The following is a 21,387-nucleotide window of genomic DNA, read 5'->3' on the forward strand; positions in this document are numbered from 1 at the left end:
CCACGATGCCGACTACATCTGGCTGGCCTGCCGCACCGACCCGGAAGCCGTTAAGCACAAGGGCATTTCAATCCTGATCGTCGACACCAAGGATCCGGGTTACTCCTGGACGCCGATCATCCTGTCCGACGGCGCCCACCACACCAACGCCACGTACTACAACGACGTGCGGGTGCCGGCCGACATGCTGGTCGGTGAGGAGAACGGCGGCTGGCGGCTGATCACCACCCAGCTCAACAACGAGCGGGTGATGCTCGGCCCCGCGGGCCGGGTCGCCGGCATTTACGACCGGGTGTACGCGTGGGCATCGAAGCCCGGTGGTGACGGCGTCACGCCGATCGATCACCACGACGTTAAACGGGCTTTGGGCGAGATCTATGCGATGTGGCGGATCAACGAGCTGCTGAACTGGCAGGTGGCAGCCGCTGGCGAGGACATCAACGTGGCCGATGCCGCGTCGACGAAAGTATTTGGCACCGAGCGGATTCAGTACATAGGCCGGCTCGCCGAGGAGATCGTCGGCAAATACGGCAACCCCGCCGAGTCGGACACCGCCGAGCTGCTGGCCTGGCTGGACTCGCAGACCAAGCGCAATCTGGTGATCACCTTCGGCGGTGGAGTGAACGAAGTCATGCGTGAGATGATCGCCGCGTCGGGCCTCAAGGTGCCGAGGGTGCCTCGATGACAGATATCCACGAGGCCGTCGAGAAGATCAAAGCGGCCGGCGGCGCCTCGCCGCGCGTGGGCCGCGACCCGGTGAACCAGCCGATGATCAACAACTGGGTGGAGGCCATCGGCGACCGCAACCCTATCTACGTCGACGAGGCCGCGGCCCGCGCCGAAGGTCACCCCGGAATTGTCGCGCCCCCGGCCATGATTCAGGTGTGGACGATGTTCGGTCTGGGCGGCGCTCGTCCGGACGACGACCCCATGGGCCCCATCATGAAGCTGTTCGACGACGCCGGGTATGTCGGTGTGGTCGCCACCAACTGTGAGCAGACCTACCACCGATACCTGCGGCCCGGCGAGCAGGTCAGCATCTCCGCCGAGATGGGCGACGTGGTCGGACCCAAGCAAACCGCGCTGGGCGAGGGCTGGTTCGTCAACCAGCACATCATCTGGCGGGTGGGCGATGAGGACGTGGCCGAGATGAATTGGCGCATACTCAAATTCAAGCCCGCTGCGGATAATGCGCAGACATCGGTGCCTGAGGATCTGGACGCCGACGCCATGATGCGTCCCGCGTCATCGCGCGACACCGCATTCTTCTGGGAAGGCGTCAAAGCGCACGAGTTGCGCATCCAGAAGCTCGCGGACGGGAGCCTGCAGCATCCGCCGGTGCCGGCCCTCTGGCAGGATCCCGCCGCGCCGATCGACTACGTGGTGTCCAGTGGCAAGGGCACCGTGTTCAGCTTCGTGGTGCACCATGCGCCGAAGGTGCCCGGTCGCACGCTGCCGTTCGTCATCGCGCTCGTCGAACTCGAGGAAGGCGTCCGCATGCTCGGCGAACTGCGCAATGTGGACCATGCCGAGGTGAAGATCGGGATGCCTGTTCGGACAATCTATATCGACTTCCCGGCCGGTGATAGCGGCCCGGAGTGGAGCCTTTACGCATGGGAGCCCGAAGCATGAGCGTGCCGGTCATCGAAGTGGGCACCACGCTGCCCGAACTCAAGCTCTACGGAGATCCCACCTTCATCATCTCGACGGCGCTGGCTACTAGAGACTTTCAGGATGTGCACCACGACCGAGACAAAGCTGTCTTGAAGGGCTCCAAAGACATTTTCGTCAACATCCTGACCGACACCGGGCTGGTCCAGCGTTACATCACCGACTGGGCGGGGCCTTCGGCGTTGATCAAGTCGATCGGGCTTCGGCTCGGGGTGCCGTGGTACGCCTACGACACGGTGACCTTCTCTGGTGAGGTGACCGCCGTGGAGGACGGCCTGATCACGGTAAAGGTGCTGGGCGCCAACAGCCTTGGCAACCACGTCATCGCGACGGTGACGCTGACGATCGGGGGCGCTTGATGCTGTCTGGCAAGGCTGCCATCGTCGGCATCGGGGCCACCGACTTCTCGAAAGACTCCGGTCGCAGCGAGCTGCGGCTGGCGGCCGAGGCGGTGCTTGATGCCCTCGTCGACGCCGGACTGAGTCCGTCCGATGTCGACGGGCTGACCACCTTCACGATGGACTCCAATACCGAGGTCGCCGTGGCACGCGCTGCGGGTATCGGTGAGCTGAAGTTCTTCTCCAAGATCCACTATGGCGGTGGCGCCGCGTGCGCGACCGTGCAGCAGGCGGCGATCGCCGTCGCCACCGGGGTTGCCGATGTGGTGGTCGCCTACCGGGCGTTCAACGAACGTTCTGGCATGCGGTTCGGTCAGGTGCAGACCCGTCTCGTGGGAAATGGCGGCGCGCAAGCCGATTCGACGACGGCCGACAACGCGTTCTCGTACCCGCACGGGCTTTCGACGCCGGCGGCGCAGGTGGCCATGATCGCGCAGCGCTACATGCACCTGTCGGGCGCGACCAGCCGCGACTTCGGCGCCGTCTCGGTGGCCGATCGCGAGCACGCCGCCAAAAACCCGAAGGCGTACTTCTACGAGAAGCCGATAACCATTGAGGACCACCAGAATTCGCGGTGGATCGCCGAGCCGTTGCGGCTGCTGGACTGCTGCCAGGAGACCGACGGCGCGGTCGCGATCGTGGTCACCTCGGCCGAGCGCGCCCGCGACCTCAAGCAGCGCCCGGCGATCATCGAGGCGGCGTCGCAGGGCTCCAGCCCCGATCAGTACACGATGGTCAGCTACTACCGGCCCGAACTGGGCCTGCCCGAGATGGGCCTGGTGGGCCGGCAGCTGTGGCAGCAGTCGGGTCTATCGCCGGCGGACATCCAGACCGCCATCCTCTACGACCACTTCACGCCGTTCACCCTGATTCAGTTGGAGGAGTTGGGATTCTGCGGCAAGGGCGAAGCCAAGGACTTTATCGCCGACGGCGCGATCGAGCTGGGCGGTCGACTTCCGATCAACACGCACGGGGGTCAACTCGGCGAGGCCTACATCCACGGCATGAACGGCATCGCCGAAGGCGTGCGGCAATTGCGCGGTACCTCGGTGAACCCGGTTCCCAACGTCGAGCACGTGCTCGTCACCGCGGGTACGGGTGTGCCCACCTCCGGCCTGATCCTGGGCTAGCTTTCGCGCCTTGCCGGCGAGTGTGCGACTAGCCGCATGCTCGTGTACGAGTGTGCGGGCAGCTTCACATTGGGCGAAGTGTGGATAGCTGAAGTGACGGTCGCGGTCCCTCGTGCCACGCTGCCGTCATGGCTGAGCCATTCATTGGTAGCGAAGCCATCGCTGCTGGCGCGCTGACCAATAGTCAGCTGTCCACTCGGCACACCCGCTTGTTTCAGGACGTCTACGTCGACTCGCACGTAGAACTAACCGCCGAGTTGCGTGCGAAAGCAGGGTGGCTCTGGACGGGATGCCGAGGCGTGGTCGCAGGTTTCGCCGCGGCTGCTCTGCACGGGAGCAAATGGGTCAATGATGCGCAGGTCGTGGATCTGATTCACGACAATCGGCGCAGTCCACCCGGAACGCATTCACACCGAGACCGTATCGACGATGATGAGATCCAGCTAGTGACCGGCATACCGGTCACTTCGCCGGTTAGGACGGCACTGGACTTCGGCTGCTGGTATCCGATCATGACGGCGGTCGCGGCTATCGACGCGCTCGCCAGAGCAACGGAAGTCAAGGCTGCTGATGCCGAGTTGCTCTCTCGCAGATACGCGGGACGCAGAGGCATTGCGCAAGCGCGCCGCGCTATGGACCTGTTCGACGCGGGCGCACAGTCGCCCAAAGAGTCCTGGCTACGCGTCGTCTTGATCCAGGCGGGCCTGCCCCGACCGCAGACACAGATTCCGGTGCTCGACGAATTCGGCAGCGCGATCGCGTATCTGGATATGGGTTGGGAAGACAGCAAAGTCGCGGTCGAGTATGACGGCGAGCAACACCGCAGCGACCGCCGGCAATACACCTGGGATGTCCGGCGACTGGAGATGCTCGAGCGACTCGGCTGGATCGTCATACGGGTGGTCGCGGGGGATCGACCCGCCGAGATCATTAGCCGCGTTCGTGCGGCATTGGCCCGGCGAGTGCGCGGCTAGCCGCATAGTCGAGACCGAATGTGCGGCTAGCCGCACACTCGGCGCGAAGAGGGGCAGCTAAGCCGGCACCAGCTCGACGCCGCTCAGCACGACGGCGTTGTCGCGGACAGGCGCGACAACACCCGCCACGAAACGGCCATCCTCTTTCCATACGTTGACTTGCAACGTCTCGCCGGGATACGCGACTCCGGCAAAACGCGCGCCGTAGGCGGCAACGGCTCCGGCATCACCGTCCAGCAGGGCGTCGGTGATGGCCTTGCAGGTCATACCGTAGGTGCACAGCCCATGCAGAATGGGCTGGGGAAAGCCTGCGGCAGAGGCGAATTCGGGATCGGAGTGCAGCGGGTTGCGGTCGCCGCACAGCCGGTACAGCAGCGCCTGCTGCGGCAGAATCGGCATCGCCAGCTCGAGATCGGGCGCGCGGTCCGGGGCCCCGTCCGACGTTGACGGCCCGCGCTCGCCTCCGAATCCGCCCTCGCCGCGGGCAAAGATCGACCGCTTCTGCGTCCACAGCAGTGTGCCATCCGGTGCGGTCACGGTGGTCTCACTCCAGATCACCGCGGCCTTGCCCTTGTCCCAGATGTCGGTGAACCGGGTGACGGCCCTCGCCGACCCCGAAGGCGGCAGCGGCGCAGGCACTTCCACCCGCTCGCTGGCGTGCAACACCTTGGCCAGCTCGATATCGATGCCGGGAAACCGGACGGTCGGCGGCTCGGTCATGTGGAACGAGGCGGCCACGTTGCCGAAGGTCGGCAGCACCTGAGGTGTCTTGTCGACCAGGTAGCGCAGCTCGCGGGGGTCCATCGGATCCGCGCCCGCGCCCAACCCCAGGTGGTAGAGCTGGATATCGCTGCTGGTCCAAGAGAATTCGATCGGGTCTAGTTCAGCTGCCAGTGCGGTCGCTACATCGATTGGCATTTCAGGCTTCTCCTGCTTCGGATCCAGCTATGTGCAGCGCCGCCAGGTAACCGAACGTCATCGCCGGCCCGATAGTGCCGCCGGGGCCCGGATAGGTGTGTCCCATCACCGGGGCGCTGACATTGCCTGCGGCATAAAGGCCTTCGATGATGCTGCCGTCGTCGCGCAGCGCACGAGCGTGGACGTCGGTGCGGATGCCGCCCTTGGTGCCGAGATCGCCGGGCACCATCTTGGCGGCATAGTAGGGCGGCTGGCTGATTTCGCCGAGGTTGGGATTGGGCTTGTTGGTCGGGTCGCCGTAGTACTTGTCGTAGGCGCTTTGCCCGCGGCGGTAGTCCTCGTCGACGCCCGAACGCGCAAAGACGTTGAAGCGTTCCACGGTGGCAACCAACTCGCCAGCCGGAAGGCCGGCCTTGCCGGCCAGTTCTTCCAGGGTAGAGGCCTGAACGATTACGCCGGACTCCATCCACTTACGCGGAATACGTTGTCCAGCCTGCAGTCCCGCGAAGATGTACCGGTCGCGGTACTGCTGGTCGAACACCAGCCACGCGGGGATATTCTCACCCGGCCCGGGTCCCTGGCCGTGTTCCCCGCCGTACATGTGGTGACACGCTTCGACGTAGGGCATCGATTCGTTCATGAACCGCTTGCCGGACATGTTGACGATGATCGACCCGGGCGAGTTGCGTTCCGACAACGCGAACCAAGGCGCGCCCACCAACGGGACCGTCGGGCCCCACCAGGCGTCTTCCATCAGATCCAGCGCAGCACCTAGTTTTTCGCCGGCGACGATGCCGTCACCGGTGTTGGCCTTGGCGCCGACCGTCCACTCGGTGGTGATGGGGGCGCGCTGGTATTTGACCCGCATCTGTTCGTTGTGCTCGAAGCCGCCCGAGGCGAGGATCACGGCGCGCCGGGCCCGGATCAGGCGTGGGTCGGCCGATTCCGCACCAGAGGTGTCACGGACATAGACGCCCCGGACCACACCGTCTTCGACGTGGAGGTCGGTGAGCGCGGTGTTGAGCTGCACCGGAACACCGGCCCGCTGCAGGCCGATCCGCAGCGGCCCGATCAGGGCGCGGCCCATGCCGACGAGGTTTTTGCCGGTTGCCTTGGCCCACATGGTGCGGGTGCCGACCCTCAGGCTGCGCAGCACCCCCCGCGGGTGTCGCTTCAACATGTTCAGCCGCACATAGTCCTGTTGCATCACAACCACATTGAGCGGCACCTTGCCATAAGCAGGTTCGAGCCCGGCTTCGTCAGCACCCAGCTTGCGGGCGTTGAACGGTTTCGGCTCGATCGAACGGCCTTCCGCACGGCCGCCCGGCGCCTCGGGGTAGTAGTCGGAGTAGCGCGGAACCCAGCACATCTTCAGTGGCGTGTGCTCGAGCACGAACGACAGCATCTCGGGCCCACGCTCGAGGTAGGTGTCGATGCGCTCCGGCTCCACGATGTCGCCGATGATGCCGTGCAGGTAGGTGCGCGCCGCCTCGGGCGTGTCACGAACCCCGTCGCGTTTGAGGACCTCGTTGTTGGGAATCCAGACGCCGCCGCCCGAGCGCGCGGTGGAGCCGCCGAAATGCGCGGCTTTCTCGATGACTAACGTCGAGAGGCCGCGATGCGCGGCGGTGAGGGCAGCCACCATGCCGGCGCCGCCGCTTCCGACCACGACGACGTCGTACTCCTGTGCTGTCATGTAGAACACGTTATAGAATTGCCCGGGCTGGCCGCTACTGGCCCGGTCAAACGGACGAGGGGAATTCGGCAAGGTGCTTAATATTGCCACCCGCGACGAGCTGGCCGCCGACCTCGCGCAGGCCGAGCGGAGCCGTGAGCCGATCGCCCCGCTGACGTCCGGCCACCCGGATATCGACGTTGTCGACGCCTACGAGATCCAGCTGATCAACATCCGGCAGCGGGTGGCCGAGGGTGCCCGAGTGGTGGGGCACAAGGTCGGCCTGTCGAGCAAGGCCATGCAGCAGATGATGGGCGTCGACGAGCCCGACTACGGGCACCTGCTCGACGAAATGCAGGTCTTCGAAGACACCCCGGTCAAGGCGGCCACCTACCTGTATCCGCGGGTCGAGGTCGAGGTGGGCTTCATCCTGGCCGCGGACCTGCCGGGCGCCGACTGCACCGAGGACGACGTACTGGCGGCCACCGAGGCGCTGGTGCCGTCGATCGAGTTGATCGATACCCGGATCACCGACTGGAAGATCGCGCTGTGCGACACCATCGCCGACAATGCCTCTTCGGCGGGCTTCGTCCTGGGCTCGGCGCGGGTGTCACCGGCCGACGTGGACGTCAAGGCGATAGACGCGACGTTGACCCGCAACGGCGAGGTAGTGGCGGAGGGTCGCAGCGACGCGGTGCTCGGTAATCCGGTGACCGCGGTGGCGTGGTTGGCCCGCAAGGTGGAAAGCTTTGGGGTGAGGCTGAAAAAAGGTGACATCGTGTTACCCGGATCGTGCACCCGAGCGATCGACGTACGCGCTGGCGATAAGTTCGTCGCCGACTTTGCCGGGCTCGGCGCGGTCCGGTTGTCGTTCGAATAAGGAGCAACATGCCGTCTAAGGCAAGTGTGGCTTTGAAAGTAGCCATTGTCGGGTCGGGAAATATCAGCACGGACCTGCTGTACAAATTGCTGCGATCGGACCGGCTGGAACCGCGCTGGATGGTCGGCATCGACCCGGAAAGCGAAGGCTTGGCTCGGGCCCGCAAGCTGGGGCTGGAGACCACTCACGAAGGCGTTGACTGGCTGCTGGCACAGCCGGAAAAGCCCGATCTGGTGTTCGAGGCGACCAGCGCCTACGTCCACAGGGACGCGGCGCCGAAGTATGCGGCCGCCGGGATCCGGGCCATTGACCTGACGCCGGCCGCCGTCGGCCCTGCGGTCATTCCGCCCGCTAACCTGCGCGAACACCTGGACGCGCCGAACGTCAACATGATCACCTGCGGCGGCCAGGCGACGATTCCCATCGTGTATGCGGTGTCTCGGGTGGTGACGGTGCCCTACGCCGAAATTGTCGCCTCGGTCGCTTCGGTCTCTGCGGGACCCGGGACCAGGGCCAATATCGACGAGTTCACGAAAACCACCAGCAAGGGTGTGGAAACGATCGGTGGCGCCAAGCGCGGCAAGGCGATCATCATCTTGAACCCCGCCGACCCGCCGATGATCATGCGCGACACCATCTTCTGTGCCATCCCCGAGGACGCCGACCGCGACGCGATCGCCGCCTCCATCCACGAGGTGGTGGCCGAGGTGCAGACCTATGTGCCGGGATACCGGCTGCTCAACGAGCCGCAGTTCGACGAGCCGTCGCTCAACTCCGGCGGCCAGGCCCTGGTCACCACGTTCATCGAGGTAGAGGGCGCCGGCGATTACCTGCCCCCCTATGCGGGCAACCTCGACATCATGACCGCGGCCGCCACCAAGGTCGGCGAGGAGATCGCAAAAGAGACGCTGTCTGAGGCGGTAGGAGGAACGCGATGACCGGCGCCGACGATGCAGAGCGCAGCGATGAGGAGGAGGCGGCGCAATGAGCGACAGCATCTGGGACGTCCGGATCACGGACACCTCGCTGCGTGACGGGTCGCACCACAAACGTCATCAGTTCACCAAGGACGAGGTGCACTCGATCGTGACGGCCCTCGACGCCGCCGGTGTGCCGGTGATCGAGGTGACGCACGGCGACGGTCTAGGTGGTTCGTCGTTCAACTACGGCTTCTCCAAGACCCCCGAGCAGGAACTGATCAAACTCGCCGCGCAGACCGCGAAGGACGCCAAGATCGCGTTCCTGATGCTGCCGGGCGTGGGCACCAAAGAGGACATCAAAGAAGCCCAGGACAATGGGGGCTCGATCTGCCGGATCGCCACCCACTGTACCGAGGCCGACGTATCGATCCAGCACTTCGGCCTGGCCCGCGAGCTGGGCCTGGAAACCGTCGGGTTCTTGATGATGGCCCACACCATTCCGCCGGAGAAGCTGGCCGCCCAGGCCCGCATCATGGCCGACGCCGGTTGCCAGTGCGTCTACGTCGTCGACTCCGCCGGCGCCCTGGTGCTCGACGGCGTGGCCGACCGGGTGTCGGCATTGGTTGCCGAACTCGGCGAGGACGCCCAGGTGGGCTTCCACGGCCACGAGAACCTCGGGCTCGGGGTGGCCAACTCGGTGGAGGCCGTGCGCGCGGGCGCCAAGCAGATCGATGGCAGCGTGCGCCGCTTCGGCGCCGGTGCGGGCAATGCGCCGGTGGAAGCCCTGATCGGGGTGTTCGACAAAATCGGCGTCAAGACCGGCATCGACTTCTTCGACATCGCCGACGCCGCCGAGGACGTGGTGCGCCCGGCCATGCCGGCCGAATGCCTGCTGGACCGCAACGCGCTCATCATGGGGTACTCGGGCGTCTACTCCAGCTTCCTCAAGCACGCCGTTCGCCAGGCTGAGCGCTACGGTGTGCCGGCGCACCAACTGTTGCATCGGGCCGGTCAGCGCAAACTCATCGGCGGCCAGGAGGATCAGCTCATCGACATTGCGCTCGAAATCAAACGCGAGCAAGAAAGCGGTGCCGCGGTCACGCGTTAGCCGGGCGCTTGCACCAACGTGCGCACAGGTCACGCAAAGGTAGCGCGCGTAAAATGCTGCGCATGAGCACCATATCCAAGACAGTCGGCCCCGGTCGCCGCGGACTGTACGGCCTGCTCGCCGGGGGGCTGCTAACTGCTGCCGCCGCGACGGTGATCGCGTTGCCCCTGGCGGGCACAGCCAACGCGGCTCCCCAATGTAATCAGACCGTGGGTCAATCCATCGACTCGTACCTGACCCGGCATCCCGAGGTTAAGCAGGAGCTGTCCGCCAGGTCTGAGGCGGAGGGCGGCGGTCCTAACGTCCTCGACTATCTGAGTCGGCATCCGGATGTCCGGCAGCATCTGATCGACCTGTCCCAGCAGTGCACGTCCTAGTGAGCCTGCCTCGTCTCTGAACGCCGCGGACGACGCGCGGAAATGTTCGCCATTGACGAAAAAGTAGAACACGTTCTAGCGTCTAGGCGTGTTCTCTGATCCCTTCTCTGGTCCCCTAACCTCCGCGATCGCCGAGGCCGAGAAACTCGTCGCCGCCGCACCGCACATCGAGACCGAAGCCGACCTGCTCGAAGGACTGCAATACCTGGCCGGCTGTATCGCGGCCTGTACGCATCTCGCCTTCGACTACGAGCGCGACCACCCGTTCCTGCAGTCGGGCACCGGGCCGTTCACCAAGATGGGCCTGGACAACCCCGACACCCTCTACTTCGGCACCCGGGTGCACGCCGATCGCGACTACGTGGTCACTGGCCGGCGTGGCACCACCACTGACCTCAGTTTCCAGCTGCTCGGCGGCGAGTACACCGACGACAACGTGCCCGCCAGCCAGGCCGCGTTCGACGATCGAGAGCTCGACATCGCTGAAGATGGCAGTTTTGAGTGGCGGGTCAGACCGACCAGCGCGGGGCAATTGGTGATGCGCGAGGTGTATGGCGACTGGTCGGCGCAGCGTGGCACGCTGGTCATTTCGCGGCTGGACACCGAGGGCACCGCGCCGCCGCCGCTGACTCGCGAAACCATCGAAAAGCGTTACGCCACAGCGGGAAAGCAGCTTGTCAACCGGGTGAAAACGTGGTTGCAGTTCCCGCAGTGGTTCTATCTCGACATCCCGGTCAACACCATGGTGGCGCCCCGGCTGACGCCCGGCGGCCTGGCCACGCAATACTCGTCGGTGGGACACTTCGACTTGCGGCCCGACCGGGCGCTGGTGATCACGATCCCGGTTTCTGATGCTCCCTACCTCGGTTTCCAGCTGGGCAGCATGTGGTACATCTCGCTGGACTACATCAACCACCAGACCTCGCTGAACAACACTCAGGCGCAGGCGGATCCGGACGGCAAGGTGCGAATCGTGGTCGCCGACCAGAATCCGGGAGTGACCAACTGGGTCGAGACGCTCGGCCATCGGAAGGGCTTTCTGCAGTTTCGCTGGCAACGGGTGTCCCGCCAGCTCAGCGAGGCCGACGGGCCCACCGTGGAGCTGGTCGACTTCGACGGGATACCGGCCGCACTGCCGTATTTCGATCATAACAAGATCTCCGATGAGGATTGGCGCTCGCGAATCGCGTTACGCCAAAAGCAAATTGCTGCACGGATGTTGGGGTAACGATGACAGGGATGCTCAAGCGGAAGGTAGTTGTGATCAGCGGCGTCGGGCCGGGGCTCGGCACCACGCTGGCGCACCGATGTGCACGTGATGGCGCCGAACTGGTGCTCGCGGCGCGCACCCTTGAACGGCTGGAGGAAGTCGCCCGTCAGATCAACGAGACCGGGCACGAGGCGGTGGCGGTGCGCACCGATATCACCGGCGACGATGCGGTGAACAGCCTCGTCGAGGCCACCATGGACGCCTACGGCAAGGTTGACGTGCTGATCAACAACGCGTTTCGGGTGCCGTCGATGAAACCTCTGGCCGGCACCACATTTCAGCACATCCGGGATGCGATCGAGCTTAGCGCGCTAGGAGCGTTGCGACTCATCCAGGCTTTCACGCCGGCGCTGGAAAAGTCTTCCGGGTCGGTCGTGAATGTCAACTCCATGGTGCTGCGGCACTCGCAGGCGAAGTACGGTGCCTACAAGATGGCCAAGTCGGCACTGCTGTCGATGTCCCAGTCACTGGCCACCGAACTCGGCGAAAAGGGCATTCGCGTCAATTCTGTTGCGCCCGGCTATATCTGGGGCGACACATTGCAGGCCTACTTTGAGCATCAGGCTGGCAAATACGGCACGACGGTGGACCAGATCTACCAGGCCACCGCGGCGAACTCCGACCTGAAGCGGCTGCCCACCGAAGAAGAGGTGGCCTCAGCGATTCTCTTCATGGCCAGTGACCTGTCCAGCGGCATCACCGGGCAGACCCTGGACGTCAACTGCGGGGAGTACCACACCTGATGACCGATCGCACCGACCGGAAAGATGTGGCCACCGTCGAGGAATTGCATGCAGCGGCGACCAAGCTAGTCGGGCTCGACGACTTCGGCAGCAATGACGACAACTACCTCGAGGCTCTGGAGGTGCTGCTGGGTTCGTACCGCCGGGATGCCGGGCTCACGCCGTTGGGCAGCAAGATGAATCGGTTCTTCCTGCGCGGCGCGTTGGTGGCCAGGCTGCTGTCCGAATCCGCATGGAAGCAGTATCCGCAGCACGCCGATGTCGCCATCCAACGTCCGATCTTCGTCACCGGGTTGGTGCGCACCGGCACCACGGCGCTGCACCGGCTACTCGGCGCCGATCCGGCACATCAGGGTCTGCACTTGTGGCTGGCCGAATTCCCGCAGCCGCGTCCGCCGCGCGAAACTTGGGATTCGAACCCGTTCTATCGGCAACTCGACGCGCAGTTCACCCAGCACCACCAGGAGAACCCTGATTACACCGGCCTGCATTTCATGGCCGCATACGAGCTGGAGGAGTGCTGGCAGCTGCTGCGGCAGTCGCTGCATTCGGTGTCCTACGAGACCCTGGCGCACCTGCCCAGCTATGCCGAGTGGCTGTCGGAGCAGGACTGGACGCCGTCATATCAGCGGCACCGGAAGAACCTCCAGCTGATCGGACTCAACGACGCCGAAAAGCGTTGGGTGCTAAAGAATCCCAGCCACCTTTTCGCGCTCGATGCGTTGATGGCGACCTACCCGGACGCGCTGGTGGTGCAGACGCACCGGCCGGTCGAGACCATCATGGCCTCGATGTGTTCGCTGGCGCAGCACACCGCCGAAGGCTGGTCAACGACGTTCGCCGGAGCCCAGATCGGCTCCGACGCAATGGAAACCTGGTCGCGTGGTTTGGAGCGGTTCAATACCGCACGCGCCAAATATGATTCGGCCCAGTTCTATGACGTCCAGTACCGCGATTTGATCGCTGACCCGATGGGCACAGTAGCCGACATCTACCGGCACTTCGGTATGCCGCTGACCGACGAGGCGCGAAAGGCCATGGCGGACATCCACGCCGAGAGTCAGACCGGTGCGCGGGCTCCGAAGCATACGTACTCGCTGGCCGACTACGGGCTTACGGCCGCGGCGGTCAAGGACCGGTTCAAGGGGCTGTAGGCACAATCCTCACGAGGGGGCTGAATTGTCGCTCGTAGGTGGACCTAACGAGCATCCCTCCCGGCAGAGGCCAATGTGGCGGATGTGACAAGGTGCCGGGATGAGGACCAGTCACTCAGACGATACCCAAGCCGTCCAGGTCGTCCGGGTCATCCAGGTAACCTTCCGCGACCGCATGCTCGATGCTGTCGCTCATCTTGGGGCAAGACCGGGTGCGCGCGGTATCCCCGCCTGATTCACGCACTTCGGTGAAATACGCACAGCGCTGCGACGCTTCGGTGTTCCACTGCAGCGCGGTGTGCCCCGGACCCAGCCTCTTGACTGTCACTGTGACGTGGCAGAACCGGCAATCCACTGGCAGCAGTCCCGACGTGAGGTAGCGTTCGCGGTCGGCGCGCGAGGCCTCCGCAACCGCGGCGGCACGCTGCGGATCGTTGCTGAAATCCCTTGACTTCGACCAAGATCCGCCGTTGCCGTCGACTCCGTCCGGCCGAGGGTCGTGATCGTGGTGATCACCGTGTAGCAACAACATCGACCGGGCGAGCCGATCCACGTCGGGAACCGCCGGCTTGTCCCCCGATGGGTTCGAGCACATGTCGATCAGCGTTGCTCGGCGGGAACGTCCTCGGAAACCTCTTTGGCCTTCAGGTTTTCCGCGACCTCGGCGTTCCAGTACTCGTTGGCGCGGGTGGTGTCGACCTCGATCTCGAAGCGCTCCACCATCTCCGGTTTGATGTCGGCTACGTCTACGTAGAACTGCTGATACCAGCGGCGCAACTGATAGACAGCGCCGTCCTCCTCGACCAGCAGCGGGTTGTCGATCCGGGTCTTGTGCTTCCAGATCTCGACGTCTTGCAGGAAGCCCTTGCTGACGCCCTCGGTGAACACCCGCGAGAGCTTGTCAGTCATCTCTTCGTCCATGCCCTTGGGCTTTTCGACGACGACACCCCACTGCAGCACGAACGAGTTCTGCGTCACCGGGTAGTGACAGTTGATCAGGATCGACTCGGCCTTGTAGCCGCCATAGCTGTTGTGCAGCCAGTTGATCATGAACGACGGCCCGAAGTAGGACGCCTCGGAATCCAGCTGCGCTTCACCGTAGGACGTGCCCAGATCGTCGACATCGGGCCGGCCCACGTTGTGCAGGTATTGCGAGGCGATGTGGCCCTCGAAGACGTTCTTGAAGTACGTCGGAAGCCCGAAATGGATGTAGAAGAAGTGCGCCATGTCGGTGACGTTGTCGATGATGTCGCGGCAATTGGAGCCTTCGATGAGGATCCGGTTCCACCGCCATTCGGTCCATTCGTCGCTGGCAGCCTCGGGAATCTCGGGGATCCGCACCGCGGGGTCCGGCGGGTTCCCTTCGTGGTCGTGCCAGACGAACAGCAGACCGCCGCGCACGTCGGTTGTCCACGCCCGGGTGCGCGCCGTTTTGGGTGTGCGCTTTGCGTAGGGCACCAGCTTGCAGCGGCCGTCGCCGCCCCAGCGCCAGTCGTGGAACGGGCAGGCCACCTCGTCGCCCTTGATGGTGCCCTCCGACAGGTCACCGCCCATGTGCCGGCAGTAGCCGTCCAAGACCTTGATGTCACCGTGTGAGTCGGCGAAAACCACCAGCTTGGTGCCGAACGCATGAATCGAATGCGGTTTGCCGTCCAGGAACTCCTGTGCGACGCCCAGGCAGTGCCAGCCCCGGGCATACCGCGTCGGCAGGGCGCCGGGATCGATCTCACGGATGCCGACCGCGTTGGTGTCGGTACTCAACCTGTCACCTCCAAGTCGTCTCTAACTAGAACACGTTACAGTTTTGGGACCGCTGAGCGCAATGGCGGAGAGTCTGGCCACGGCATATGCGTGATGCGGTATACGTAATTGATGCCGCTCTTTGCTTTCGAGGGTCGGGCCCCGCGGATCGATCCCACCGCCTTTGTGGCCCCGACCGCCACCCTGATCGGCGACGTCGTGGTCGAGGCGGGTGCATCGGTCTGGTTCAACGCCGTGCTGCGGGGCGACTACGGGCCAATCGTGGTGCGCGAAGGCGCCAACGTGCAGGACGGATCGGTGTTACACGCGCCGCCGGGCATCCCGGTGGATATCGGCCCCGGTGCCACGGTGGCGCACATGTGTGTCATCCATGGCGTCCATGTCGGGCCCGAGGCGTTGATCGCCAACCACGCTACCGTCCTCGACGGCGCGGTGATCGGGGCGCGCAGTTTGATCGCGGCCCATTCGTTGGTGACGGCCGGCACCCAGATTCCGGCCGGGGTCCTGGCGGTGGGAGCTCCGGCACAGGTGAAGGGCCCGATCGCGGGAACTGGTGCCGAAATGTGGGTCAACCTCAACCCGCAGGCCTACCGCGAGTTGGCTCAACGGCATCTGGCCGGACTGGAGCCGATTTAGATCTTCCGGGTATTCGCCACGGCGTGCTCCATCTCCCAGTACGCGCGTAGGGCGACCATCTTGCCCGCGTCGTTGGCCTTGTAGGTGAACACGCCCTCGGCGGTGGTCTGGTAGTCGCCCGTCGTGATCAGGATGTGCCCGACGTTGGCTTCCTCGTTGCCGCATTGGTAGGTGTCGCGGAAGAAGAATTCGATTTTGGTGGTGGGGGCGATGGCCTTGTCCCAGAAGGCCGAGATCGCGTCGCGGCCCCGGTGACCTTTGCCCTCGGGATCCAACGCCGACGGCCCGATCGGGTCCTCGACGATGGCGTCGTCAGTGAACACCGCCAGCCAGGCTTCTTTGTCCCTGGCGATGACCGCCTCGCGCGAGCGCCGGCCGGCCTCGTGCGCCGGGTGCTCGGTCATGCTGATGCCTTTTCCGAGGCCTTCTCGGGCTTGTCGGAGCTGACCACCCACATGGAGTAGTACTGTGAGCCGCCGCCGTAGGCATGCCCCAACGCTTTTCGCGCACCCGGGACCTGATGATCGCCGCCCTTGCCCATCACCTGGATGGCCGACTCGGCGAAGCGGATCAAGCCCGAGGCACCGATCGGGTTCGACGACAGCACGCCGCCGGAGGGGTTCACCGGGAGCCGTCCGCCGATCTTGGTCTCGCCGGCTTCGGTGAGCTTCCAGCCCTCGCCCTCGGGGGCAAACCCCAGGCTTTCCAACCACATTGGCTCGAACCACGAGAACGGCACGTAGATTTCGGCTGCGTCGATCTCGTCGATAGGACTCGTGATGCCGGCCGCCTTCCACAGCGCCGCCGCCGCGTCGCGGCTGGCCTGCGGGTTCACCTGATCGCGCCCGGAGAACTGTAGCGGCTCAGTGCGCAGCGCGGTCGCGTGGATCCACGCCACCGGATGTCCTTGCGCCAGCCGGGCTTCGGCGCTCTCCTCGTTCCCGATAACCATCGCGGCCGCGCCGTCGGAGGAGGGGCAGGTCTCGTCGTAGCGGATCGGGTCCCACAACATGGGGGACTCCATCACTTTCTCGACGGTGATGTCGGACTGCTGCAGATGCGCCAACGGGTTTCGGGCGCCGTTGAGCCGGTCCTTGACCGCGACCATGGCACCAATGTAGTTCGGTGCCCCCGAGCGGCGGATGTACGACCGAACGTGCGGCGCGAAGTAACCCCCGGCGCCGGCGCCGACCGGCTTGATGAAGGGGATAGGGATCGACAACGCCCACATCGCATTTGATTCCGACTGCTTCTCCCAGGCCATCGCCAGCACACGCCGGTATTTGCCGGACTGCACCAGACTGGCGGCCACCACCGCGGTGGACCCGCCGACCGAACCAGCGGTGTGCACGCGGATCAGCGGCTTGCCGGTGGCGCCCATGGCGTCGGCCATGAACAGCTCCGGCATCATCACACCCTCGAAGAAGTCCGGCGCCTTGCCGACCACGACCGCGTCGATGTCGTCGAAGGTCGAACCGGAGTCTTCCAGCGCACGATCGATCGCCTCGCGCACCAGGCCGTTCATCGAAACGTCCTTGCGCTTGGCCACATACTTGGTCTGCCCGGTACCCAGTACCGCGGCGAGGTGCGCCCCTGCACCGGCCATCAGTTCTTTCCTTCCATGACCGCGACCAGGTTCTGTTGCAGCACAGGCCCGCTGGTGGCGTGCGCCAGCACCCGGCGTGCGGAGCCATTCCAGATATGTTGTGCCGCAAAGCCGATGCGCTCGAGACCGGCGACGAACATCGGGTTGGCGGCCAGCGCACCGCCCGACGGGTTGAGCTTCGTCTTGCCCGGTATCCAGATGGCCTCCGCGAGTATCAGGTGCTGGTGGGTGAAAGGTGCGTGGATCTCGGCGACGTCGAGGTTTGCGGTGTTGCCGCCGGTGGCTATCTTGGCCGCTACCCTCGTCGAGGGGGATTCCGTGAGGTCGCGCGCCCCCAGCACGGGGGTTTCGATGCGGTGCTCGATTCCGGTGATCCAGGCCGGCTTTTTGCGCAACTCGCGGGCCCGATCGTCGGCTGCGAGCACGATGGCAGCGGCGCCATCGGTGATCGGTGCGATGTCGTGCCGCCGCAGCGGGTCGGCGAAAAACGGTCGTTCGAGCAATTCGTCAAGGTTGATCGGCGGCTCCACCGAATCCACTCGGCGGGCGCTGGCGAAGGAATCGAACGCGACCCGGGCCATCTGCAACTCGCTCCACTTGCCGGAGTCGAGCCCGATGCGGGCCTGTAGCCCGGCCATCGACACCGAGTCCGGCCATAGCGGCGCGACGGTGTAAGGATCGGTCTGCCGCGACAGGATCTGGCGCAGAATCCCGGCCGAGGACTTGCCGAAGCCGTATACCAGCGCGGTGTCGACCTCGCCGGTCAGGATCTTGATGTAGGCCTCGTAGAGCGCCCACGCCGCGTCCATCTCGACGTGCGATTCGTTGATCGGCGGCACGGCGCCGATCGAGTCGATCGCGGAGATGAACGAAAATGCCCGTCCAGCAAGGTAATCCGAAGATCCCGAACACCAGAAGCCGATGTCGCCCTTGGTGATGTTTAGGTCCTTGTAGAGCTGGGCGAAACACGGCATCAACATCTCGACGCCGTTGGTGGTGCCGTCGGTACGGCGGACATGCGGGGCGTGGGCGAAGCCGACGACCGCAACATTGCGTTCGCTCATATGCAGGTAAGCCCTTTACAGGTGGTGCTTGTAGGTGTCGTAGTCGGCGTCCGGCTCACCGGTGGGCCGGAAGTACTCGATGTTGTCGATGCCGAACCCCCACTCGTCGCGAGGCCTCCACACCGCCTCGACGCGCATCCCCATGCGCACGTCGTGCGCGTCGATGTCGGCGACCAAGTGCAGGAACGGGATGTCGGCTCCGTCGAGCAGCACGTAGGCCGCCACGTACGGTGGTTTGATGCGCTGACCCTGGAACGGGATGTTGATGATCGCGAACGTCGTCACCGTGCCCTTGTCCGGCAGCTCGACGAACTCGGTGGTGGGCTGGCCGGTGGCCGGGTCGGCGCCGTGCGGGGGGAAGTAGACCTTTCCTTTTTCTGGGCCGTTGGCCCCTGTCCTCGCACCGAGCAGCTTTCCCTCCGCGATGGCCCGCAGATATGCGCTCTCCTCGTGTGAGGCGGTGTGCTGAATGGTCAGCGAGATCGGTGTGACGATCATGGTGACCGGGTCCTGGTCACTGGCCGGGCCCTCGGGCTCGGCGTCCGTTTCAGGATCCTCGCCGAGCGCGAAATAGGCGATGTCGGTGATGGCGCCCACCGTTGCGTCGGCCCAATGCACGTGCACCCGGGTGCCCGTGTTGATCGCCTCGGGGCCCGCAGCTCCGGCGTCAATGGCGTGCATCAGCGGGGTGTCGGCGCCGTCGAGCTTGATCAGCGCCCAGGCGAACGGCCGATCCAGCGGCTGGCCTTCTATCGGCTCGGGTTGCCAGGTCCAGGACACGACGGTGCCGACGGCTGACACCGGTACCATCTCGCCCAGCGGCTCATAGGTGACCGGGTCATATTCGGGCGGCGGTACATGCACGCGGCCGTCCGATCCGCGCACGCCGAGAACGCGGCGCTCACGCAGTGCGGTGAAGAACTTGCTCAGCGTGGGACCGACTGAACGGGTGTAGTCGAAGGACAAGGTCAGTGGCGCGGAGAGGGGCGGCTCAGCATGATCGATCAAGGTCGGGCCGCTCGAACTGGCTGTCACGCCTTCGAGTAGAACAGGTTCTAAGAATGGTTTCAAGGAGGGATCGATGAAGCTCGGACTGCAGCTGGGATATTGGGGCGCTCAACCACCGGAGAACCACGCGGAGCTCGTCGCCGCGGCCGAGCAGGCCGGATTCGACGCCATGTTCACCGCCGAGGCGTGGGGATCCGACGCCTACACGCCGCTGGCCTGGTGGGGCTCCTCGACGCAGCGGCTGCGGCTGGGCACATCGGTGATCCAGTTGTCCGCGCGGACGCCGACGGCCTGCGCGATGGCCGCGCTGACGCTCGACCACCTCAGCGGGGGCCGGCACATCCTCGGGCTCGGCGTGTCCGGACCGCAGGTGGTGGAGGGCTGGTACGGCCAGTCGTTTCCCAAGCCGCTGGCCCGCACCCGCGAATACATCGACATCATCCGACAGGTGTGGGCCCGGAAAGCGCCGGTGACCAGCGATGGACCGCACTACCCGCTGCCATTGAAGGAGGGGGCCGGGCGACCGGTGACCGGTCTGGGCAAGCCACTCAAGCCCATCACCCACCCGCTGCGCGCCGACATCCCGATCATGCTGGGCGCCGAGGGACCGAAGAACGTCGCGCTGGCCGGCGAGATCTGCGACGGCTGGCTGCCCATCTTCTACACGCCGCGGATGGCCGACACCTACAACCAATGGCTCGACGAAGGGTTCGCCCGCCCCGGTGCGCGCCGCAGCCGCGAGGACTTCGAGATCTGCGCGACGGCCACGATCGTCATCACGGATGACCGCAGCGCCGCCTTCGCCGCCATGAAGCCCTATCTCTCGCTGTACATGGGCGGCATGGGCGCCGAAGACACCAACTTCCACGCGGACGTCTACCGCCGGATGGGCTACTCCGAGGTCGTCGACGACGTGACCAAGCTCTTTCGCAGCAACCAAAAAGACAAGGCCGCCGAGATCATCCCGGATGAGCTTGTCGACGACGCCGCGATCGTCGGCGACGTCGACTACGTGCGTAAGCAGGTCAAGGTTTGGGAGGCCGCGGGCGTCACAATGATGGTCGTTAACGGCCGCAATGCCGAGCAGATCCGCGAGCTCGCTGGACTTGTTTGAGGCCGGTTTGAGCCAGCCTTGCCATTGGATTAGAACGCGTTCTAGATTGGCCCGATGACAGCCACGCAGCACACCATCGCGGGCACGGTGATCACCATGCCGGTGCAGATCCGCAAGGCAAATCAGCACATGGCGATGTTCTCGGTGGACGCCGACGCTGCGCAGCACCTGATCGACTACAGCGGTCTGCAGGTCTGCCGTTACCTGCCGGGGCGCGCGATCGTGGTTCTGATGTTGATGCACTACATCGACGGCGACCTGGGTCGGTACTACGAATTCGGTACCAGCGTGATGGTCAACCCGCCGGGCTCCAACGCGAGCGGCCCGCGCGCCCTGCAGTCCGCCGGCGCCTTCATCCACCACCTGCCCGTCGACCAGGAATTCACCCTAGAGGCGGGCACCAAGATCTGGGGCTACCCGAAAGTCATGGCGGACTTCACCGTTCGCGAGGGCCGCCAGTTCGGTTTCGACTGCAGTATCGACGGGCAACTAGTGATCGGGATGGACTTTCGCCGCGGCTTGCCGATTCGGCTGACCCCGCGCCAGCAAGCCCAGCGCAGCTACTCGCACCGCGATGGCGTCACCCGCGAAACCGCCTTCGAGCACACGTTGGACGGTGTGCGCACCCGACTCGGTGGAGTGCGCGTCCGGTTGGGTGATCACCCTTATGCGAAAGAGTTGGTGTCGCTGGGCCTTCCGAAGCGGGCGATGCTGTCCAGCTCTGCTGAGAACGTACAAATGACATTCGGCGATGCCCAGGAGATTTCATGACCATGACTAGACCAGACGTCGACCTGACCGACGGCGCCTTTTACGCGGGAGATTCCCGGGCGGTCTACCGCTGGATGCGCGAGAACGAGCCGGTCTTCCGGGACCGCAACGGGCTGGCCGCCGCTGCCACGTATCAGGCCGTCATCGACGCCGAGCGCAACCCCGAGTTGTTCTCGAATGCCGGCGGCATCCGGCCCGACCAGCCGGGC

General features: G+C 64.9%; 22 protein-coding genes and 2 pseudogenes. 16 read left to right on the forward strand and 8 right to left on the reverse strand.

The window, feature by feature from the left end:
• From fadE29 to ACLP9N_RS25640, 5 genes and pseudogenes are all read left to right on the forward strand, one after another.
• A pseudogene (gene fadE29, locus ACLP9N_RS25620) lies at positions 1–685 on the forward strand (acyl-CoA dehydrogenase FadE29); the annotation flags it as partial.
• Positions 682–1,632: a bifunctional MaoC family dehydratase N-terminal/OB-fold nucleic acid binding domain-containing protein gene (locus tag ACLP9N_RS25625; RefSeq protein WP_442410008.1), complete on the forward strand. Its 951-nt coding sequence runs from the start codon at positions 682–684 to the stop codon at positions 1,630–1,632. The pseudogene fadE29 and the gene ACLP9N_RS25625, both read left to right, overlap by 4 nt.
• A complete protein-coding gene (locus tag ACLP9N_RS25630; protein WP_442410009.1) occupies positions 1,629–2,030 on the forward strand; it encodes a MaoC family dehydratase in 402 nt (133 codons plus the stop codon). Before ACLP9N_RS25625 ends, ACLP9N_RS25630 begins: the two co-directional genes overlap by 4 nt.
• Positions 2,030–3,199, forward strand: coding sequence for a lipid-transfer protein (locus ACLP9N_RS25635; RefSeq protein ID WP_442410010.1), 1,170 nt, complete (start codon positions 2,030–2,032; stop codon positions 3,197–3,199). Before ACLP9N_RS25630 ends, ACLP9N_RS25635 begins: the two co-directional genes overlap by 1 nt.
• A gap of 128 nt (positions 3,200–3,327) precedes the next feature.
• A complete protein-coding gene (locus ACLP9N_RS25640) occupies positions 3,328–4,173 on the forward strand; it encodes an endonuclease domain-containing protein (protein WP_442410011.1) in 846 nt (281 codons plus the stop codon).
• Between the two features lie 57 nt (positions 4,174–4,230).
• Here ACLP9N_RS25640 and ACLP9N_RS25645 read toward each other — a convergent pair whose 3' ends face one another.
• Both ACLP9N_RS25645 and kstD read right to left on the reverse strand, forming a co-directional pair.
• A complete protein-coding gene (locus ACLP9N_RS25645; RefSeq protein WP_442410012.1) occupies positions 4,231–5,091 on the reverse strand; it encodes a MaoC/PaaZ C-terminal domain-containing protein in 861 nt (286 codons plus the stop codon).
• A 1-nt stretch (position 5,092) separates the two neighbouring features.
• A complete protein-coding gene (gene kstD / locus ACLP9N_RS25650; RefSeq protein ID WP_442410013.1) occupies positions 5,093–6,787 on the reverse strand; it encodes a 3-oxosteroid 1-dehydrogenase in 1,695 nt (564 codons plus the stop codon).
• Between the two features lie 73 nt (positions 6,788–6,860).
• On the opposite strand from kstD, the gene ACLP9N_RS25655 reads away from it, so the two are divergent.
• The 7 genes from ACLP9N_RS25655 (at position 6,861) to ACLP9N_RS25685 (ending at position 13,218) form a co-directional block, all read left to right on the forward strand.
• Positions 6,861–7,646: a 2-keto-4-pentenoate hydratase gene (locus ACLP9N_RS25655; RefSeq protein ID WP_442410014.1), complete on the forward strand. Its 786-nt coding sequence runs from the start codon at positions 6,861–6,863 to the stop codon at positions 7,644–7,646.
• Positions 7,647–7,654: 8 nt separating this feature from the next.
• Positions 7,655–8,584, forward strand: coding sequence for an acetaldehyde dehydrogenase (acetylating) (locus ACLP9N_RS25660; protein ID WP_442410015.1), 930 nt, complete (start codon positions 7,655–7,657; stop codon positions 8,582–8,584).
• A gap of 46 nt (positions 8,585–8,630) precedes the next feature.
• On the forward strand, positions 8,631–9,674 hold the full coding sequence (gene dmpG, locus ACLP9N_RS25665) for a 4-hydroxy-2-oxovalerate aldolase (RefSeq protein ID WP_442404760.1): 1,044 nt from the start codon (positions 8,631–8,633) through the stop codon (positions 9,672–9,674).
• A 62-nt stretch (positions 9,675–9,736) separates the two neighbouring features.
• Positions 9,737–10,051: a hypothetical protein gene (locus tag ACLP9N_RS25670; protein WP_442410016.1), complete on the forward strand. Its 315-nt coding sequence runs from the start codon at positions 9,737–9,739 to the stop codon at positions 10,049–10,051.
• A gap of 88 nt (positions 10,052–10,139) precedes the next feature.
• Positions 10,140–11,279 carry a hypothetical protein gene (locus tag ACLP9N_RS25675; protein ID WP_442410017.1) on the forward strand — a complete coding sequence of 380 codons (1,140 nt, stop codon included), beginning with the start codon at positions 10,140–10,142 and terminating at the stop codon, positions 11,277–11,279.
• Positions 11,280–11,281: 2 nt separating this feature from the next.
• Positions 11,282–12,064: an SDR family oxidoreductase gene (locus ACLP9N_RS25680; protein ID WP_442410018.1), complete on the forward strand. Its 783-nt coding sequence runs from the start codon at positions 11,282–11,284 to the stop codon at positions 12,062–12,064.
• Positions 12,064–13,218 carry a sulfotransferase family protein gene (locus tag ACLP9N_RS25685; protein WP_442410019.1) on the forward strand — a complete coding sequence of 385 codons (1,155 nt, stop codon included), beginning with the start codon at positions 12,064–12,066 and terminating at the stop codon, positions 13,216–13,218. Before ACLP9N_RS25680 ends, ACLP9N_RS25685 begins: the two co-directional genes overlap by 1 nt.
• Positions 13,219–13,333: 115 nt before the next feature.
• Here the strand turns inward: ACLP9N_RS25685 and ACLP9N_RS25690 are convergent, their stop codons facing one another.
• Together ACLP9N_RS25690 and ACLP9N_RS25695 are read right to left on the reverse strand one after the other, a co-directional pair.
• A complete protein-coding gene (locus tag ACLP9N_RS25690; RefSeq protein ID WP_442410020.1) occupies positions 13,334–13,813 on the reverse strand; it encodes a hypothetical protein in 480 nt (159 codons plus the stop codon).
• A 5-nt stretch (positions 13,814–13,818) separates the two neighbouring features.
• Positions 13,819–14,979: a Rieske 2Fe-2S domain-containing protein gene (locus ACLP9N_RS25695; protein ID WP_442410021.1), complete on the reverse strand. Its 1,161-nt coding sequence runs from the start codon at positions 14,977–14,979 to the stop codon at positions 13,819–13,821.
• Between the two features lie 111 nt (positions 14,980–15,090).
• Here ACLP9N_RS25695 and ACLP9N_RS25700 point away from each other — a divergent pair, with 111 nt between their 5' ends.
• Entirely contained in the window at positions 15,091–15,615 is a 525-nt protein-coding gene (locus ACLP9N_RS25700; RefSeq protein WP_442410022.1) for a gamma carbonic anhydrase family protein, read from the forward strand.
• Here the strand turns inward: ACLP9N_RS25700 and ACLP9N_RS25705 are convergent.
• The 4 genes from ACLP9N_RS25705 to ACLP9N_RS25720 are packed head-to-tail and all read right to left on the reverse strand — an operon-like array spanning position 15,612 to position 19,320.
• Positions 15,612–16,019 (reverse strand): nuclear transport factor 2 family protein, encoded by a 408-nt coding sequence (locus ACLP9N_RS25705; RefSeq protein WP_442410023.1) that lies wholly within the window; start codon positions 16,017–16,019, stop codon positions 15,612–15,614. The two genes, ACLP9N_RS25700 and ACLP9N_RS25705, sit on opposite strands and share 4 nt — an antisense overlap.
• A complete protein-coding gene (locus tag ACLP9N_RS25710) occupies positions 16,016–17,221 on the reverse strand; it encodes a thiolase domain-containing protein (protein ID WP_442410024.1) in 1,206 nt (401 codons plus the stop codon). Before ACLP9N_RS25710 ends, ACLP9N_RS25705 begins: the two co-directional genes overlap by 4 nt.
• Entirely contained in the window at positions 17,221–18,285 is a 1,065-nt protein-coding gene (locus ACLP9N_RS25715; RefSeq protein WP_442410025.1) for a thiolase domain-containing protein, read from the reverse strand. Before ACLP9N_RS25715 ends, ACLP9N_RS25710 begins: the two co-directional genes overlap by 1 nt.
• 15 nt (positions 18,286–18,300) lie before the next feature.
• Positions 18,301–19,320, reverse strand: a complete 1,020-nt coding sequence (locus ACLP9N_RS25720) for a Zn-ribbon domain-containing OB-fold protein (RefSeq protein ID WP_442410026.1) — start codon at positions 19,318–19,320, stop codon at positions 18,301–18,303.
• A 46-nt stretch (positions 19,321–19,366) separates the two neighbouring features.
• Here ACLP9N_RS25720 and ACLP9N_RS25725 point away from each other — a divergent pair, with 46 nt between their 5' ends.
• The 3 genes and pseudogenes from ACLP9N_RS25725 to ACLP9N_RS25735 all read left to right on the forward strand — a co-directional run.
• Positions 19,367–20,407, forward strand: a complete 1,041-nt coding sequence (locus ACLP9N_RS25725) for an LLM class F420-dependent oxidoreductase (RefSeq protein WP_442410027.1) — start codon at positions 19,367–19,369, stop codon at positions 20,405–20,407.
• Positions 20,408–20,461: 54 nt separating this feature from the next.
• The gene (locus tag ACLP9N_RS25730) at positions 20,462–21,178 is read left to right on the forward strand and encodes an acetoacetate decarboxylase family protein (RefSeq protein ID WP_442410028.1); all 717 of its coding nucleotides are present in this window, start codon (positions 20,462–20,464) and stop codon (positions 21,176–21,178) included.
• A 2-nt stretch (positions 21,179–21,180) separates the two neighbouring features.
• Positions 21,181–21,387, forward strand: a pseudogene (locus tag ACLP9N_RS25735) (cytochrome P450); the annotation flags it as partial.

The sequence above is a fragment of the Mycobacterium sp. genome, assembly GCF_052144515.1.
GTDB lineage: Bacteria > Actinomycetota > Actinomycetes > Mycobacteriales > Mycobacteriaceae > Mycobacterium.

Bases quoted from the DNA above. Each gene is read 5' to 3' on its own strand.
- ACLP9N_RS25715 (WP_442410025.1), bottom strand. From the start codon at position 18,285: ATGAGCGAACGCAATGTTGCGGTCGTCGGCTTCGCCCACGCCCCGCAT.
- ACLP9N_RS25705 (WP_442410023.1), bottom strand. From the start codon at position 16,019: ATGACCGAGCACCCGGCGCACGAGGCCGGCCGGCGCTCGCGCGAGGCG.
- ACLP9N_RS25645 (WP_442410012.1), bottom strand. From the start codon at position 5,091: ATGCCAATCGATGTAGCGACCGCACTGGCAGCTGAACTAGACCCGATC.
- ACLP9N_RS25690 (WP_442410020.1), bottom strand. From the start codon at position 13,813: ATGTGCTCGAACCCATCGGGGGACAAGCCGGCGGTTCCCGACGTGGAT.
- ACLP9N_RS25725 (WP_442410027.1), top strand. From the start codon at position 19,367: ATGAAGCTCGGACTGCAGCTGGGATATTGGGGCGCTCAACCACCGGAG.
- ACLP9N_RS25670 (WP_442410016.1), top strand. From the start codon at position 9,737: ATGAGCACCATATCCAAGACAGTCGGCCCCGGTCGCCGCGGACTGTAC.
- ACLP9N_RS25660 (WP_442410015.1), top strand. From the start codon at position 7,655: ATGCCGTCTAAGGCAAGTGTGGCTTTGAAAGTAGCCATTGTCGGGTCG.
- dmpG (WP_442404760.1), top strand. From the start codon at position 8,631: ATGAGCGACAGCATCTGGGACGTCCGGATCACGGACACCTCGCTGCGT.
- ACLP9N_RS25625 (WP_442410008.1), top strand. From the start codon at position 682: ATGACAGATATCCACGAGGCCGTCGAGAAGATCAAAGCGGCCGGCGGC.
- ACLP9N_RS25730 (WP_442410028.1), top strand. From the start codon at position 20,462: ATGACAGCCACGCAGCACACCATCGCGGGCACGGTGATCACCATGCCG.
- ACLP9N_RS25685 (WP_442410019.1), top strand. From the start codon at position 12,064: ATGACCGATCGCACCGACCGGAAAGATGTGGCCACCGTCGAGGAATTG.
- kstD (WP_442410013.1), bottom strand. From the start codon at position 6,787: ATGACAGCACAGGAGTACGACGTCGTCGTGGTCGGAAGCGGCGGCGCC.
- ACLP9N_RS25630 (WP_442410009.1), top strand. From the start codon at position 1,629: ATGAGCGTGCCGGTCATCGAAGTGGGCACCACGCTGCCCGAACTCAAG.
- ACLP9N_RS25635 (WP_442410010.1), top strand. From the start codon at position 2,030: ATGCTGTCTGGCAAGGCTGCCATCGTCGGCATCGGGGCCACCGACTTC.
- ACLP9N_RS25700 (WP_442410022.1), top strand. From the start codon at position 15,091: ATGCCGCTCTTTGCTTTCGAGGGTCGGGCCCCGCGGATCGATCCCACC.
- ACLP9N_RS25640 (WP_442410011.1), top strand. From the start codon at position 3,328: ATGGCTGAGCCATTCATTGGTAGCGAAGCCATCGCTGCTGGCGCGCTG.
- ACLP9N_RS25710 (WP_442410024.1), bottom strand. From the start codon at position 17,221: ATGGCCGGTGCAGGGGCGCACCTCGCCGCGGTACTGGGTACCGGGCAG.
- ACLP9N_RS25680 (WP_442410018.1), top strand. From the start codon at position 11,282: ATGACAGGGATGCTCAAGCGGAAGGTAGTTGTGATCAGCGGCGTCGGG.